The following is a 15,454-nucleotide window of genomic DNA, read 5'->3' as shown; positions in this document are numbered from 1 at the left end:
AAACATGTTCAGCAAGGATCTCGAGTACAGCATTGGGCAGTGCTACAAGCGCGCCCGGGAAGCTCGACACGAGTTTATGACCGTCGAGCACCTGCTTCTCGCACTGCTCGACAATCCCTCCGCGGAGGGCGTGCTGCGTGCCTGCGATGCCGACATGCCGCGCCTGCGCCGCGAGCTCGATGAGGCCGTCGCCACGTCGGTCGCCGTGCTCCCGGAGGACAGTGATCGCGATACGCAGCCCACGCTGGGTTTCCAGCGGGTCCTGCAGCGCGCGGTTTACCACGTGCAATCGTCCGGCAAGAAGGAAGTGACCGGTGCAAATGTCCTGGTCGCCATCTTCGGCGAGAAGGATTCGCACGCCGTCTATTTCCTCAACCAGCAGGACATCGCGCGCCTCGACGTCGTCAACTACCTCTCGCATGGCATCAGCAAGCAGGGCGGTGAGGAGGGCGGTCGCGAGGAAGGCCAGGGCGGCCAGGACGCGGGCGACGGCGAAGGCAAGGGCGACGCGCTCACCGAGTTCGCGACCAACCTCAACCAGCTCGCGCGCGAAGGCAAGATCGATCCGCTGGTCGGCCGCGCCGACGAAGTCGAGCGCACGATCCAGGTGCTCTGCCGCCGTCGCAAGAACAATCCGCTCTACGTGGGCGAGGCGGGCGTCGGCAAGACCGCGATCGCAGAGGGCCTGGCCAAGCGCATCGTCGATGGCGATGTGCCGGAAGTGCTGAACGACGCGACCATCTATGCGCTGGACCTCGGCGCACTCGTTGCGGGCACCAAGTACCGCGGCGATTTCGAAAAGCGCCTGAAGTCGGTGCTGCAGCAGCTGCGCAAGATTCCGGGCGCGGTGCTCTTCATCGACGAGATCCACACCATCATCGGCGCGGGTTCGGCGTCGGGCGGCACGATGGATGCGTCCAACCTCATCAAGCCGGCGCTGTCGTCGGGTGAGCTGCGCTGCATCGGTTCGACGACGTTCCAGGAATACCGCGGCATCTTCGAGAAGGACCGCGCGCTCGCACGTCGTTTCCAGAAGATCGACATCGTCGAGCCGACGGTGAGCGAGGCGGTGGAAATCCTGCGTGGCCTGCGTCCGAAGTACGAGCAGCACCACGGCGTGAGCTATGCGGACGACGCGATCCAGGCGGCGGTCGATCTGTCGGTCAAGCACATCGGCGATCGTCTGCTTCCGGACAAGGCCATCGATGTCATCGACGAAGCCGGCGCGCGTCAGCGCCTGCTGCCCGAAGGTCAGCGCAAGCAGGTCATCGACGTCGAAGAGGTCGAGACGATCGTCGCCAAGATGGCCCGCATTCCGGCCAAGCAGGTGACGGCGACCGACAAGGACGTGCTGCGCAATCTCGAGCGCAACCTGAAGATGGTGATCTTCGGTCAGGACCCGGCGATCGATTCGCTGACGTCCGCGATCAAGCTCGCGCGTTCGGGTCTCGGCAATCCGGACAAGCCGATCGGCAACTTCCTGTTCGCAGGTCCGACCGGCGTCGGAAAGACCGAGGTGACCAAGCAGCTCGCGATGCAACTCGGCATCGAGCTGGTGCGCTTCGACATGTCGGAGTACATGGAAGCGCATTCGGTGAGCCGTCTCATTGGCGCACCTCCGGGCTATGTCGGCTTCGACCAGGGCGGCCTGCTGACGGAGAAGATCGTCAAGACGCCGCACTGCGTGCTCCTGCTCGACGAAATCGAGAAGGCGCATCCGGACATCTTCAACATCCTGTTGCAGGTCATGGATCGCGGCATGCTGACGGACACCAACGGTCGCGAGGCGAACTTCCGCAACGTGATCCTGGTGATGACGACGAACGCCGGTGCTTCGCAGGCGTCGCGTCGCTCGATCGGCTTCACCAAGCAGGACCATGCGTCGGACGCGATGGAAGTTATCCGTCGCAGCTTCTCGCCGGAGTTCCGCAACCGTCTCGATGCGATCGTGCAGTTCCAGGCGCTGGGGATGGATCACATCCTGCGCGTGGTGGACAAGTTCATTATCGAACTGGAAGCGCAGCTGCACGAGAAGAACGTCACGCTCAACGCGACGCCCGAAGCCCGCGACTGGCTCGCCAAGCACGGTTTCGATCCGGCGATGGGTGCGCGCCCGATGGCCCGCATCATCCAGGAGAACATCAAGCGTCCGCTGGCGGACGAACTGCTGTTCGGCAAGCTGGTGGGCGGTGGCCGCGTGACGGTGGACGTGCGGGACGACAAGCTTGTCGTCGATGCGACGGCCGAGCCGGAGAAGCTGTTGCCGGCGACCGTCGAGCACTGACCGTCGGCGAAGTGGCAGAAACGAAAAAGGCGGCCTCCGGGCCGCCTTTCTTCTTGGGTCGCACCGCCGCGATTACTTCATGCGGTAGGTGATGCGGCCCTTGGTGAGGTCGTAGGGGGTCATCTCGACCTTGACCCGATCACCGGTGAGGATGCGAATGTAGTTCTTGCGCATGCGGCCGGAGATGTGGGCAATGATCTCGTGGCCGTTTTCGAGGCGAACGCGGAACATCGTGTTCGGAAGCGTTTCCGACACGGTGCCTTCGAATTCGATCACGTCGTCTTTTGCCATGGGGTCCTTGGTGGTGCTGAAACGGGCGTAGGAAGCCGTGGATTGTGCCATGCGGGGCCGAACCGGCGCAAAACGCGGCCAGGCTCACCCAGCGGACAGACCCGAGAGCTCGCGTGCAGGGAGGTCGCCGAATGTCTCGGTCCAGGTGCCTTCACGATCCGGCAGGTCCACCAGCTCGCGGACGGCGTCGAGGAAGTCGCTGCGCGCCCAGCGTTCGGCCCCCAACGTCAGCAGGTGCGGGTTCTCGACTTGCGCGTCGATCAGCGGCCAGCCCCAACCGGTCAGCCGGTGGGCGAGGCCGGCGATCGCGACCTTCGAACCGTCCGGCCGCTGGCTGAACATGCTTTCGCCGAAGAACATGCGGCCGATCGCGACGCCATAGATGCCGCCCACCAGTCGATCGCCGTCCCAGGCCTCCACGGAGTGGGCGTGCCCGAGCCGATGCAGCTGGACGTAGGCATCACGCATGCCCACGGTGATCCAGGTGCCGCGCTGGCCGCGACGGGCAATGCCGGCACAGCGGTCGATCACGGTTTCGAAGGCGCTATCGGCCCGCACGATCCAGTCGCAATGCCGCAAACCGCGACGGAACCGGCGCGACGTCGCCACATGATCGGTACGGAATACCGTTCGCGGATCGGGCGACCACCACAGGGGCGGCTCGCCCTCCGAGAACCACGGAAAGATGCCCGCGCGATACGCAGTCAGAAGCCGGAGCGGATGGAGATCGCCACCGACGGCGAGCAGGCCGTCGGGCTCGCGCAGCGCGGTGGACGGATCTGGAAACGGCGCATCCGGACGCGCGTCCAGCCAGGGGAGGCGCAGCGCGCTCACGCGTGCGTCTCGCGGAACGGACTGCTGGCGCGCAGATGTCGAGCGTAGGCGGTGATGGCGTCGCGCTCGTCGGCGCACCAGCCGGCCAGCGCCTCGCGGAAGGCGGGCTCGGCGATCCAGTGGCGGCTGCGCACGAGCGACGGCAGGAAGCCACGCGACAGCTTGTGTTCGCCCTGCGCGCCCGGCTCGAAACGCCGCAGGCCTTCGCGCAGGCAATAGTCGAGGCCCTGGTAGTAGCAGGTCTCGAAATGCAGCCCGGGATGTTGCTCGACGCCGCCCCAGTAGCGGCCGTAAAGCGTGTCGGCGCCGCGCAGGCACAGCGCGCCGGCGATCGGACGACCGTCGCGTTCGGCGAGGACGATGACCAGCGAGCGAGGCATGGTGCGCGCGAGATGCCGCAGGAACCCGAGCGTAATTGCGGGACGATTGCCGTACTCGGCGAAGGTCTGCAAGTAGAAGTGGTGCATCGCCTCGAGGTCGGCATCGGACGCTTCGTCGCCATGCACGACGCGGAACGCGATGCCCGCACGCGCAACCTTCGCGCGCTCCTGCCGGATGTTCTTGCGGTGCTTGTGGTCCATCGCCGCGAGGAAGGCGTCGAAGTCGGGCCAGTCAGCGGTGTTTTGCCAGTGGTATTGCACGTCGAGGCGTTCGAGCCAGTCGGCATCGAAGCTTTCGTCGTCCGCAGCGACGTGGAAGTTCACGTGCGCGGACGAATACGCGTCACCGCAGGCCTCGCGCAACACCTCGACCAGCGCGCGTCGGGTCGCTGCATCGCGCGCCAGCAGGCGTGGACCGGTGACAGGCGAATAGGGCACTGCGCAGAGCAGCTTGGGGAAGTAATCGAGCCCATAGCGCGCGTAGGCGTGCGCCCAGGCGTGGTCGAACACGAATTCGCCGTGTGAATTCGCCTTGGCGTAGCAGGGCGCGGCCCCGACGAGGTCGCCGCTGTTCCAGAGCGTGAGATGACGCGGCGTCCAACCCATCCGCGGCTGGATGCAGCCGGTCGATTCGAGACCGGACAGGAAGGCATGGCGCGTGAACGGGTGCGCGTCGCCTGCCAACGCGTCCCAAGCGACGGCGTCGATGTCGGCCAGCCGCTCGATCCAGCGAACGCGCAGCGTCATCGCGGCGCGCGCCGGCCGGCGTCAGCTGGCCTTGTCGAGATAACGCTCCGCATCCAACGCGGCCATGCAGCCCGAGCCGGCCGAGGTGATGGCCTGACGGTAGTGCTGGTCGGCGACATCGCCCGCGGCGAACACGCCCGGCACCGACGTCGCGGTGGCGTTGCCTTCGATGCCGGACTGCACGGTGATGTAGCCGTTCGACATCGCCAGCTGGCCTTCGAACAGCGCCGTGTTCGGCGTGTGGCCGATAGCGACGAAGAAGCCGTGCACGGGAAGTTCGCGGGTCGACTCATCGAGCACGGACCGTACGCGCAGCGAGGTGACGCCCGCCTCGTTGCCGAGTACTTCATCGACGACGTGATGCCACACCGGCTCGATCTTGCCGGCCTGGATCTTGGCGAACAGCTTGTCCTGCATGATCTTTTCGGCGCGCAGCGTGTCGCGGCGGTGCACGAGGTAGACCTTGCGGGCGATGTTGGCGAGGTAGAGCGCCTCTTCGACGGCCGTGTTGCCGCCGCCGACGATCGCGACGTCCTGGTCCTTGTAGAAGAAGCCGTCGCAGGTGGCGCAGGCGGAGACGCCGCGGCCCTTGAACGCTTCTTCGGACGGCAGGCCGAGGTACTTCGCGGTGGCGCCGGTCGAGATGATCAGTGCGTCGCAGGTGTACTCGCCGCTGTCGCCGCGCAGGCGGAACGGGCGCTGCGAGAGATCGGCCGTGTGGATGTGGTCGAAGATGACTTCGGTGTTGAAGCGCTCCGCATGCGCCTGCATGCGGGCCATCAGATCCGGCCCCATAAGGCCGTGCGCGTCGCCCGGCCAGTTGTCGACCTCGGTGGTCGTCATCAGCTGGCCGCCCATCTGCAGGCCGGTGATGACGACGGGTTTCAGGTTCGCGCGGGCCGCATAGACCGCAGCGCTCCAACCAGCGGGACCGGAGCCGAGGATGAGCAGCTGCGAGTGCTTCGAAAGGGTCATGGATATAATGGCGCGTTATGTGATGCGTGCATTTCGGCAGGTGGAACGACGGGTCTGAAGGCCCATCATTCCGCCGCCGCGAATGGACGCCGGGAAGCGCCATAGCTTGGCGGTCGCATGACGGCAGCACAAGGCGCGGTGTCGCAACACCGCAGCCCATCCCCACGAAGACTCGCGCCTTCGCCGCTCCGCGGCCGCGGCGTCACGGAGACAGCAATGCGCATCGGTGTACCGAAGGAAACCAAGACCCTCGAAGGGCGCGTCGCGCTCGTGCCGGCGGCTGCCGGCGACCTCGTCAAGCGCGGCCACGAGGTGTGGCTGGAGCAGGGCGCGGGCCTGAAGAGCGGCTTCAAGGACGACGAGTACACCCGGCTGGGCGTCAAGATCGCCCCCGACGCCGCCGCCCTGTACGAGAAGGGCGAGTTGATCGTGAAGGTCAAGGAGCCGATTGCCGGCGACCTCGCGCACCTGCGCAAGGACCACCTGCTGTTCTGCTACCTGCACCTCGCCGCCGAGCCGGCGCTGACGAAGCAGCTGCTGGACATCGGTCTCACCGGCATCGCGTTCGAGACCGTCGAGCTGCCGAACGGCGACCTGCCGCTGCTGGCGCCGATGTCGGTCATCGCCGGCAAGATCGGCGTGCAGGTCGGCACGCACCTGCTGCACCAGCCCATGGGCGGCAAGGGCAAGCTGCTCGGCGGCCTGCCGTCGACGGAACGGGGCAAGGTCGTCGTGTTCGGCGCAGGGAAGGCGGGCGGTGCATCCGCCGCGCTAGCTGCAGCGTCGGGCGCGAACGTCACCGTGTTTGAGATGCGCCAGGACCGCATGGACGACATGATGCGCCTGGGCAACAACGTCACCGCGCTGTACCCGTACCACGACGTCGTCGCGCGTGAAGTGGCGTCGGCCGACCTCGTCATCGGCGCCGTGCTCGTCACCGGCGCGAAGGCGCCGCACGTGATGACGCGCGAAATGCTCAAGGGCATGGAGGACGGCTCGGTCGTCGTCGACATCGCCATCGACCAGGGCGGCTGCTTCGAGACTTCGCGTCCGACCACGTGGAAGGAGCCGACCTACGTGGAGGAGGGCGTGACCCACTTCTGCGTGACCAACATGCCGGGTGCCGTGCCGCAGACCTCGTCGCAGGCGATCTGCGCGGCGATCCTGCCGTGGGTGAACAAGCTGGCGTCGGGTGACTGGCGCGGCAGTGAGGCGCTGGTCAAGGGCATCAATGTCGAGGGTGGCAAGATCGTCCATCCGGCGCTGCAGGGCATGGCGCTCTGACGTCCCGCCGGGCGCTTCGGCGTCCTCGCGTGACCGGTCGCGATTCGCGGCCACCGGAAACCGGCGACCGCGGTATGCGGCGCCGGTTTTCACGTATATTCAACGACTAAGACGCTCGACCTAAGGCTGCATCTCACGTGGCGCAGGCGCCAGCCGCAACCCGCAAGAAGGCCGCGAACGCGGCTTCAACGTCCCAGCCCCGGCCCGGAATGTCGCCGGGTCGCCAGCGCATGGCGCGCGACATCGCGCTGATCTTCATTGCGCCTGCGCTGCTGTACCTGGTCGCGACGCTCTTCAGCTACTCGCCGCAGGATCCCGGCTGGACCCGCTCCGGCTCGGTGACCGCGCCCCTGCAAAATCTCGGCGGCGCGTTCGGCGCGATGATCGCCGACATCCTCTTCAACTTCTTCGGCTTCGCGGCCTATCTGCTGCCCGTCGTGCTCGGAGCGATCGTCTGGATCGCGATGTTCCAGAAGGACGCCGACACCGAGAAGAGCGACCTGACGCCCGCACTGCGCCTCGTCGGACTGGTTGCTTTCCTCATCGCGATGACCGGCCTGCTGCACCTGCGGCTGGGCGGCGTCGACGCCGATCCGTCGCGAGCGGGCGGCATTCTCGGCCGTCTGGTCGGACGCTCGCTCGGCCGCGGCTTCGGCCAGCTCGGCGGCAACCTCTTCCTGCTGGCACTGTTGCTGACATCGGTGACGCTGGCGACGGGACTGTCGTGGCTGCATGTCATGGATCGCGTGGGCGGCTGGGTCCTCGCGGCCGGGCCGTTCCTCTCGAAGGTGTTCCGCCGCAGCGCCCGCGAAGTCGTGGAGCGGCGCGAGGTCAGCGTGCTCCGCGAGGAGCGCGAGAAGGTCCGCAAGGTCGAGACCGAGAAGCGTGAGAAGCGTGAGCCGGTCAAGATCGAGCCGCCGCCGCTGGCGCCGGTGGAAAAGAGCGAGCGCGCCAAGCGAGAGCAGCAGATCCCGCTGTTCCACGTGCCCGACGGGACGGGCATCCCGCCGCTGGCGCTGCTGGACGACCCCAAGCCGCAGCCGAAGGGCTACGACACCGATACGCTCGAGACCCTGTCGCGGCAAATCGAGTTCAAACTCAAGGACTTCCGGATCGATGCTCACGTAGTGGGTGCATATCCCGGCCCGGTCATCACGCGATTCGAGATCGAACCCGCGCCGGGTATCAAAGTCAGCCAGATTTCCACTCTGGACAAGGACATAGCGCGCGGACTTTCAGTAAAGTCTGTGCGCGTGGTCGACGTCATTCCGGGCAAGTCGGTGATCGGCCTGGAAATCCCGAACGTCAGCCGGGAAATGATCTACTTGTCCGAACTCCTGCGGTCCAAGGAGTACGACAAGTCGGCCAGCCCGCTCACGCTCGCGCTGGGCAAGGACATCGCCGGCCGGCCCACCGTCGCCGACCTCGCGCGCATGCCGCACCTGCTGGTCGCGGGTACGACCGGCTCGGGCAAGTCCGTCGCGGTCAACGCGATGGTGCTGTCGCTGCTCTACAAGGCGTCCGCCAAGGACGTCCGCATGCTGATGATCGACCCGAAGATGTTGGAGCTCAGCGTCTACCAGGGCATTCCGCACCTGCTCGCGCCGGTCGTGACCGACATGAAGGAGGCCGCGAACGGCCTGCGCTGGTGCGTCGCGGAGATGGAGCGCCGCTACAAGCTCATGTCGGCGGTCGGCGTGCGCAACCTGTCGGGCTTCAACAAGAAGGTGACCGACGCGATCAACGCCGGCCAGCCGCTGATGGACCCGCTGTTCCGCCCGAATGCGGAAGCCGGCGAAGCGCCGCGTCCGCTGGAGCCGCTGCCGTACATCGTCGTTTTCATCGACGAATTCGCCGACATGATGATGATCGTCGGCAAGAAGGTCGAAGAACTCATTGCACGGCTTGCACAGAAGGCGCGCGCGGCGGGCATCCACCTGATCCTCGCGACGCAGCGCCCGTCGGTCGACGTCATCACGGGCCTGATCAAGGCGAACATCCCGACGCGCATCGCGTTCCAGGTGTCGAGCAAGATCGACTCGCGCACGATCCTCGACCAGTCGGGCGCGGAAACGCTGCTCGGCCACGGCGACATGCTGTACATGCCGCCCGGCACCTCGATGCCGGAGCGCGTGCACGGCGCATTCGTGTCGGACGAGGAAGTGCATCGCGTCGTCGAGCATCTCAAGCAGATCGGCGGCGGGCCGGACTACATCGAGGGTGTGCTCGAGGAAGTGCAGACGATGGGCGACGGCGTGGTCGTCGGTCCCACGGGCTTGCCTGAGTCGAGCGGCGGCGGTGGCGACGAGTCGGACCCGCTGTACGACGAGGCGGTGCGGATCGTCACCGAGAGCCGTCGCGCCTCGATTTCCGGCGTCCAGCGTCGCCTGAAGATCGGTTACAACCGCGCCGCACGCCTGATCGAGGCGATGGAGGCCGCCGGCGTGGTGACGCCGCCGGAGCACAACGGCGATCGAAGCGTCCTGGCCCCGCCTCCGCCCAAGGGCTGAGGTCGCGCTGAAGGCGAGGGCGGCATCACCGCCGGCACTCGCACCCTGTTCATGAAGCGCCGCACAGACTCGCGGCAGACCTTTCTGGAGATCGCCATGCGTTCCATGACGACCCTCGCCGCCGCCGGCCTGATGCTCATTGCGGGCACCGCGTCCGCCGGCGCGCGCGATCAGCTCAACAGCTTCACCAAGGGCCTGAAGACGCTCGACGGCCGTTTCACCCAGCAGGTGTTCGACCAGCGGGGCAAGCTCAAGGAATCGAGCAGCGGCCGCGTGTCGCTGTCGGCGCCCAAGCAGTTCCGCTGGGAATACGCCAAGCCCTATCCGCAGCAGATCGTCGCGGATGGCACCTCCGTGTGGATCTACGAGCCGGACCTGCAGCAAGTGACCAAGCGCCCGCAGGGCGCCGAGGAGCGTACGAGCCCGCTCGCCGCGCTGACCGATCCGTCCCGCCTCGACGCGCAGTTCAAGGTGCAGGACGCCGGGACCGCGGGCGGCCTGCAGTGGCTGTCGCTGACGCCGAAGGGGGACGCGTCGTCGTCGGGCTTCCGCAGTGCGAAGCTCGGCTTCGGCCCGGCGGGCCTGTCGAAGATGCAGGTGGTCGACCAGCTCGGCCAGCGCACCGACATCAGCTTCAGTGATTGGAAGCGCAACGCGCCGCTGCCGCCGACGACGTTCCGATTCACGGTGCCGAAGGGCGTCGACGTGATCGGCGGCTGATCCGTCGCGCACTACACACGTTTGACCGGAGGGGCGGGCGACCGCCCCTTTCTCATACCGCCCGTGCTCGCGTGACGACCGCTCGTTCATCCCGCCGAAAGTTGCCTTAACCGTTTGGAAAGGCTGGATTTTTCGCACCGGCGATATCACGGGACGTCCACGCGGGCGTCCCGAGAGTGACCTTCACACGCAGGTTGTCGCACGAAGGTCCTCGCAATGCCGCTCCGCAGCACACTCCTCTCCGTCGGTACATTCGCCGCCCTGGCCACCACGTCGCTGGTCGCCGGGCATCGTCCGCAGGCCATGGCCGCGCCGCTGGTCGCCCGACCGACCGCTGCGGCGCCGACGGCACGGGTGGAAGCCCGCGAACAGGTCGACGACGCGATCGCTGCGGCAGTGATCGGCAGCATCACGCGCCAGTTCGACACGTCCGATGTGGTGGTGCAGCTCGGCACCGTGCACGTGCGTCCGGCGAGCATCCAGGATCGTCAAGTCACCGGCGACGGCCGCCTCCGCATCGACGGGCAGGGCGACTGGATTCCGTTCCGCTTTGCCGCGATGTACGACACCGCGAGCACCGAGGTGACCTATCCGCAGCTCGAACTCGGCGGTGGGGCAGGCAAGACGGTCGCCGCCGGTTCGTCGCTGGCGACGTCGCTCGACCAGCAGATCACGAAAGCGCTGCACGACGAGTTCCAGAGCCAGCCGGTGAAGTGGACGCCGAACGCGGTCAAGGCAACCGACGTCGGCCGCTTCGTGCGCATCGACGGCGCCGGCCTCGTCGACTTCGGCGCGGAAGGCTCGACGCCCGCGCAGGTGCAGGGTCTGTACGACGCCAAGGCGCATCGCTGGGTGCGCGTGCACTACGAACTCGGCCCGGGCAGTGAGTGGTCGGCGACCACCTCGGGCATCGCCAGCCTCTGACGCGCGGCTGGTAAGGTGCGGGGCCGCATCCCGCACCACACGCCGTGGCCAAGCGCACCACGCCCCGCCTCTTCGATGACGACGCCTCCGCGGACGCGATGCGCCCGCTGGCCGAGCGCATGCGCCCGCGCACGCTCGACGAGATGGTCGGGCAAAAGCGCCTGCTCGCTCCGAACTCCGCGCTGAGGCGGGCCGTCGAAGCCGGGCGCATCCACTCGATGGTGCTGTGGGGCCCACCAGGCTGCGGCAAGACGACCCTCGCGCTGCTCCTCGCGCGCTATGCCGACGCCGAGTTCCGCGCGATTTCCGCGGTGCTCTCGGGGCTGCCCGAGGTACGCCAAGTGCTGGCCGAAGCCGCCGACCGGTTCGCCGAGGGGCGCCGCACCGTGCTGTTCGTCGACGAGGTGCACCGCTTCAACAAGGCGCAGCAGGACGCATTCCTGCCTGCGATCGAGCGCGGCACGATCGTCTTCGTCGGTGCGACCACCGAGAACCCGTCGTTCGAGTTGAACTCCGCCTTGCTCTCGCGCTGCCGCGTGCACGTGATGGAAGCCGTGGCCGTCGACGATCTCGTCGAAGCGCTGCATCGCGCGCTGACGGATTCCGAGCGCGGCCTCGGCGCAATGGGCATCGAGGTCGACGAAAGCCTGCTTCGGCAGATCGCGACCGCCGCCGACGGCGACGTGCGTCGCGCGCTCACGCTGCTCGAGATCGCCTCGGAACTCGCGACGGGCGAGGGCGGCCGCATTACCGAGGCGACGCTCGCCCAGGTGCTGGCCGACCGTACGCGCCGTTTCGATAAAGGCGGCGAGCAGTTCTACGACCAGATCTCGGCGCTGCACAAATCCGTGCGCAGCTCGAATCCGGACGCCGCGATCTACTGGTTCGCCCGCATGATCGATGGGGGCGCCGATCCGCATTACCTCGCCCGACGCATCACGCGCATGGCAGTCGAGGACATCGGCCTCGCCGATCCGCGCGCGCTGGAGATGGCGATCGACGCGTGGGAAACGTTCGACCGCCTCGGGAGCCCCGAAGGCGAACTCGCGCTCGCGCAGGTGGTGCTCTATCTGGCGACGACCGCGAAGTCGAACGCCGGCTACGTGGCCTGGAACGAGGCCCGCGCCGACGTCCGCGAGCTCGGCACGCAGGAGGTGCCGATGCACCTGCGCAACGCACCGACGAAGCTGATGAAGTCGCTCGGCTACTCGAAAGGCTACCAGTACGACCACGATGCCGAAGGCGGCATCGCGCTCGATCAGACCGGCTTTCCAGACACCATGGGGGAGCGCGAGTACTACCGCCCGGTGCAGCGCGGCCTGGAGATCAAGCTGGGCGAGAAGCTCGCGAACCTGCGGCAGATGCGCGCCGAAGCGCGGCAGCGCCGCGACGGCCAGTCGTAACCGGCGTCAGACGCGGTAGTAATCGCGGTACCAGTCCACGAACTTCGCGACACCGACTTCCACCGCCGTCGACGGCGCATAGCCCGTATCGCGACGCAGCGCTTCGACGTCGGCATAGGTGTCCGGCACATCGCCCGGCTGCATGGGCACGAGGCGGCGTTCGGCCTTGCGACCGAGGCTGTCCTCCAGCACTTCGATGTAGCGCAGCAGTTCGACCGGGCGGTGGCTGCCGATGTTGTAGACGCGGTAGGGCGCGGTCGACGCCGCGGGCGAGGTGAGCAGCGAGGCGTCATCCGACGCCTGCGGCACGGTATCCAGCGTGCGGATCACGCCTTCGACGATGTCGTCGATGTAGGTGAAATCCCGGCTGTGGCGACCGTGGTTGAAGACCTCGATCGGCTCGCCCGCGAGGATCTTGCGGGTGAACAGGAACAGCGCCATGTCCGGCCGGCCCCACGGACCGTAGACGGTGAAAAAGCGCAGGCCCGTCGTCGGCAGCGCGTACAGATGACTGTACGTATGCGCCATCAGCTCGTTCGCCTTCTTGGTCGCGGCGTACAGGCTGACCGGGTGGTCGACGCTGTGCTCCACCGCGAAAGGCAGCTCGCGATTGGCACCGTAGACCGAGCTCGACGACGCGTAGACCAGGTGCTCGACGTCGCTGTGCCGGCAGGCTTCGAGGATGTTGATGAAACCGACCAGGTTGCTGTCGATGTACGCCCGCGGGTTCTGCAGCGAGTAGCGCACGCCGGCCTGCGCGGCGAGGTTCACGACGCGCTGCGGTTTGAACTCGGCGAACGCGCGGTCCATGGCGTCGCGATCTTCGAGTTTCGCTTCCACGAACCGGAAGCCGTGGTCGGGGACCACGTGCTTCAGTCGATCGCGCTTGAGCTGCGGATCGTAGTAGTCGTTGAGGTCGTCGTACCCCAACACCTCATCGCCGCGCTCGATCAGGCGCTTGGACAGGTGGGAACCGATGAAGCCGGCCGCGCCGGTAACGAGTACGCGCATGGCGGATCCTCAAAGACGACCGTGGACGACGTCGCGCGGCAGCGCGCCCTTGACGTCGAAGATGACCGCGTCGGCGTGGCCGTAGCCGGTGACCGACGACGCGCCGTCCTGCAGAAATTCGGAGTGCGGCACCGCAAGCACCACCGCGTCGTAGGCGCCGGCCTTGGGCATCTCCAGCAGGCGGAGGCCGTGTTCGCGATGCGCTTCCTCGGCGTCGACGCGGGGGTCGTGCACGTCCACGCGCGCGCCGTAGGCGATGAGTTCGGAGACGATGTCGACCACGCGGGTGTTGCGAAGGTCGCCGCAGTTCTCCTTGAACGCGAGGCCCAGCACCAGCACGCGCGGATGCGGCGGCGGCGCATCCTGGGCGGCGATCAGGCGCAGCACACGCTGCGCGACGTGCTCGCCCATGCTGTCGTTGATGCGGCGGCCGGCGAGGATGACCTCGGGGTGGTAGCCGATGCCCTGCGCCTTGTGCGTCAGGTAGTACGGATCGACGCCGATGCAGTGGCCGCCCACGAGGCCCGGGCGGAACGGCAGGAAGTTCCACTTGGTGCCGGCGGCTTCGAGTACTTCGAGCGTGTCGAGGCCGAGCTTCTCGAAGATCAGCGCCAGCTCGTTGACCAGCGCGATGTTGACGTCGCGCTGGATGTTCTCGATCACCTTCGCCGCTTCGGCGACGCGGATGCTGGATGCCAGGTGCGTGCCAGCGGGAACCACGCTGCGGTACAGCGCGTCCACGAACCGACCCGCGGCATCGCTCGAGCCCGATGTCACCTTGACGATGTTCGGCAGCTTGTGGCTCCGGTCACCCGGATTGATGCGTTCCGGGCTGTAGCCGACGTGGAAATCCTCGCGGTAACGCAGGCCTGATTCGCGCTCGAGGATGGGCACGCAGACTTCTTCGGTCGCGCCCGGATAGACCGTCGATTCGTAGATCACCACGCCGCCGCGTTTCAACGCGCGGCCGACGACGCGACTCGCGGATTCGAGCGGCCCGAGGTCGGGGCGCTTGAAGGTGTCGACCGGGGTGGGCACGGTAACGATGAAGACGTCGCGACCGGCGAGGGATGCGCCGTCGGAATCGAAGCGCAGCCGCGTGGCGCGCTGGAAGTCGTCGGCATGCGCTTCGCCGGTGCGGTCGTGGCCCGTGCGCAGTTCGTCGATGCGCCCGGTGTCGATGTCGAAGCCCAGCGTGTCGTGCGTCACCCCGAACGCGGTCGCCAGCGGCAGGCCCACGTAGCCCAGTCCAACGACGGCGATGCGGGCTTCGGCGAGGGCGGGCAGGGGCGTGTCGTGCATGCGAGGGTTCCCGGAGCGGCTGCCTATGATGCCGTGTCGCCCTGCGGCCGTCTCGGAGAAGTCCGACATGCGGACGCGGCCGCCGCCGATATCGTCGATCGCGCGCTACGCCGATGCTGTCGCTTCCGAACAGGAGGACGGCAATGACCACACGGACGTGGATGGCAATGGCGCTGCTGCTGGCGCTGGGCGTGGGTGCGACGCAGGCGCAGACGGTGCAGAAGTGCGTGGGGCGCGACGGCCATGCGCGCTACCAGAGCGAGCCCTGCGCCCGGGGCGAACGCACGGCGGAGATCTGGGATGCGACGCCGGACCCCGTCACGCCCGCGAACGACGGGCCGCGGCCGCGCACCCGCGCCAGCACACGGACACGCGCGTCGTCGCGACGCAGCGCGCGCACGACCGTCGCCGCGCTGGAAAGCCGCGACAGCTGCGCCGATGCACGTGCCTACCGCGATGCGGTCGAGCGTCGCGCCGGCCTGCAACGCAACTACGCCCTGCTGACGACGCTGCAGGACCGGGTCTACGAAGCCTGCCGCTGACTGCCGGAAACCGGCATTGCCGTGCCAAACGCATGCGCTCGCGCGTGCGGCGGCGCAACGAACCACGGGAGCGACAGCCGCGTCGATCGCACATGCGCATCGGATGACGCGCGCAGGACGGCCCGTTTTCCCGCCCCGTGTCCACCCGCAGAACCCCGATTCGAGCGCCGGATCGGGCAAATGATCATTTTTCAGGCGGAAATCGACGAAAACCTCTTGCAACGCGGACGCGGTCGCGCGATAACGC

The 15,454-nt window shown here is 67.3% G+C and carries 13 protein-coding genes; 7 read left to right on the top strand and 6 right to left on the bottom strand.

Annotation, left to right across the window (positions count from 1 at the left end; all coding sequences use genetic code 11):
* The first annotated feature begins 4 nt into the window (after positions 1-4).
* Complete coding sequence (clpA, locus tag DWG18_RS05555; protein ID WP_115646139.1) at positions 5-2,284, top strand: ATP-dependent Clp protease ATP-binding subunit ClpA; 2,280 nt, start codon at positions 5-7, stop codon at positions 2,282-2,284.
* A 72-nt stretch (positions 2,285-2,356) separates the two neighbouring features.
* On the opposite strand, the gene infA is transcribed toward clpA, so the two are convergent.
* From infA to trxB, 4 genes are all read right to left on the bottom strand, one after another.
* Positions 2,357-2,575 (bottom strand): translation initiation factor IF-1, encoded by a 219-nt coding sequence (infA, locus tag DWG18_RS05550; protein WP_027083105.1) that lies wholly within the window; start codon positions 2,573-2,575, stop codon positions 2,357-2,359.
* An 84-nt stretch (positions 2,576-2,659) separates the two neighbouring features.
* Entirely contained in the window at positions 2,660-3,409 is a 750-nt protein-coding gene (aat, locus tag DWG18_RS05545; RefSeq protein WP_115646137.1) for a leucyl/phenylalanyl-tRNA--protein transferase, read from the bottom strand.
* The gene (locus DWG18_RS05540) at positions 3,406-4,536 is read right to left on the bottom strand and encodes a GNAT family N-acetyltransferase (protein WP_115646135.1); all 1,131 of its coding nucleotides are present in this window, start codon (positions 4,534-4,536) and stop codon (positions 3,406-3,408) included. The genes aat and DWG18_RS05540 overlap by 4 nt, the downstream gene beginning before the upstream one ends.
* 21 nt (positions 4,537-4,557) lie before the next feature.
* Positions 4,558-5,511, bottom strand: coding sequence for a thioredoxin-disulfide reductase (gene trxB / locus DWG18_RS05535; protein WP_115646134.1), 954 nt, complete (start codon positions 5,509-5,511; stop codon positions 4,558-4,560).
* A gap of 216 nt (positions 5,512-5,727) precedes the next feature.
* Here trxB and DWG18_RS05530 point away from each other — a divergent pair, with 216 nt between their 5' ends.
* The 5 genes from DWG18_RS05530 to DWG18_RS05510 all read left to right on the top strand — a co-directional run bounded on the left by DWG18_RS05530 (position 5,728) and on the right by DWG18_RS05510 (position 12,352).
* Positions 5,728-6,795, top strand: coding sequence for an alanine dehydrogenase (locus DWG18_RS05530; protein ID WP_115646132.1), 1,068 nt, complete (start codon positions 5,728-5,730; stop codon positions 6,793-6,795).
* 209 nt (positions 6,796-7,004) lie between these two features.
* Entirely contained in the window at positions 7,005-9,305 is a 2,301-nt protein-coding gene (locus tag DWG18_RS05525) for a DNA translocase FtsK (protein WP_115646130.1), read from the top strand.
* Positions 9,306-9,401: 96 nt separating this feature from the next.
* Positions 9,402-10,025, top strand: coding sequence for an outer membrane lipoprotein chaperone LolA (gene lolA / locus DWG18_RS05520; RefSeq protein WP_115648054.1), 624 nt, complete (start codon positions 9,402-9,404; stop codon positions 10,023-10,025).
* A gap of 216 nt (positions 10,026-10,241) precedes the next feature.
* A complete protein-coding gene (locus DWG18_RS05515; protein WP_115646129.1) occupies positions 10,242-10,949 on the top strand; it encodes a hypothetical protein in 708 nt (235 codons plus the stop codon).
* A gap of 98 nt (positions 10,950-11,047) precedes the next feature.
* Positions 11,048-12,352, top strand: a complete 1,305-nt coding sequence (locus tag DWG18_RS05510) for a replication-associated recombination protein A (protein WP_115648053.1) — start codon at positions 11,048-11,050, stop codon at positions 12,350-12,352.
* Positions 12,353-12,358: 6 nt separating this feature from the next.
* Here the strand turns inward: DWG18_RS05510 and DWG18_RS05505 are convergent, their stop codons facing one another.
* Positions 12,359-13,363 carry an NAD-dependent epimerase gene (locus DWG18_RS05505; RefSeq protein WP_115646127.1) on the bottom strand — a complete coding sequence of 335 codons (1,005 nt, stop codon included), beginning with the start codon at positions 13,361-13,363 and terminating at the stop codon, positions 12,359-12,361.
* Positions 13,364-13,372: 9 nt separating this feature from the next.
* Entirely contained in the window at positions 13,373-14,665 is a 1,293-nt protein-coding gene (locus tag DWG18_RS05500; protein WP_304466097.1) for a nucleotide sugar dehydrogenase, read from the bottom strand.
* A gap of 143 nt (positions 14,666-14,808) precedes the next feature.
* Between DWG18_RS05500 and DWG18_RS05495 the strand changes: the two genes are divergently transcribed.
* Positions 14,809-15,207 carry a hypothetical protein gene (locus DWG18_RS05495; protein WP_162823729.1) on the top strand — a complete coding sequence of 133 codons (399 nt, stop codon included), beginning with the start codon at positions 14,809-14,811 and terminating at the stop codon, positions 15,205-15,207.
* The last annotated feature ends 247 nt before the right edge of the window (positions 15,208-15,454 follow it).

This window comes from Lysobacter sp. TY2-98, from assembly GCF_003367355.1.
Classification (GTDB): domain Bacteria; phylum Pseudomonadota; class Gammaproteobacteria; order Xanthomonadales; family Xanthomonadaceae; genus Cognatilysobacter.
The sequence above is the reverse complement of the archived record's forward strand: the minus strand, read 5'-3'. Positions and strand labels throughout refer to the sequence as shown.

Excerpts from the sequence above, each read along its gene's own strand:
- lolA (WP_115648054.1), top strand. The coding sequence starts at position 9,402 with ATGCGTTCCATGACGACCCTCGCCGCCGCCGGCCTGATGCTCATTGCG.
- trxB (WP_115646134.1), bottom strand. The coding sequence starts at position 5,511 with ATGACCCTTTCGAAGCACTCGCAGCTGCTCATCCTCGGCTCCGGTCCC.
- DWG18_RS05505 (WP_115646127.1), bottom strand. The coding sequence starts at position 13,363 with ATGCGCGTACTCGTTACCGGCGCGGCCGGCTTCATCGGTTCCCACCTG.
- DWG18_RS05540 (WP_115646135.1), bottom strand. The coding sequence starts at position 4,536 with ATGACGCTGCGCGTTCGCTGGATCGAGCGGCTGGCCGACATCGACGCC.
- DWG18_RS05530 (WP_115646132.1), top strand. The coding sequence starts at position 5,728 with ATGCGCATCGGTGTACCGAAGGAAACCAAGACCCTCGAAGGGCGCGTC.
- DWG18_RS05510 (WP_115648053.1), top strand. The coding sequence starts at position 11,048 with ATGCGCCCGCTGGCCGAGCGCATGCGCCCGCGCACGCTCGACGAGATG.
- DWG18_RS05495 (WP_162823729.1), top strand. The coding sequence starts at position 14,809 with ATGACCACACGGACGTGGATGGCAATGGCGCTGCTGCTGGCGCTGGGC.
- DWG18_RS05525 (WP_115646130.1), top strand. The coding sequence starts at position 7,005 with ATGTCGCCGGGTCGCCAGCGCATGGCGCGCGACATCGCGCTGATCTTC.
- DWG18_RS05500 (WP_304466097.1), bottom strand. The coding sequence starts at position 14,665 with ATGCACGACACGCCCCTGCCCGCCCTCGCCGAAGCCCGCATCGCCGTC.
- infA (WP_027083105.1), bottom strand. The coding sequence starts at position 2,575 with ATGGCAAAAGACGACGTGATCGAATTCGAAGGCACCGTGTCGGAAACG.
- DWG18_RS05515 (WP_115646129.1), top strand. The coding sequence starts at position 10,242 with ATGCCGCTCCGCAGCACACTCCTCTCCGTCGGTACATTCGCCGCCCTG.
- clpA (WP_115646139.1), top strand. The coding sequence starts at position 5 with ATGTTCAGCAAGGATCTCGAGTACAGCATTGGGCAGTGCTACAAGCGC.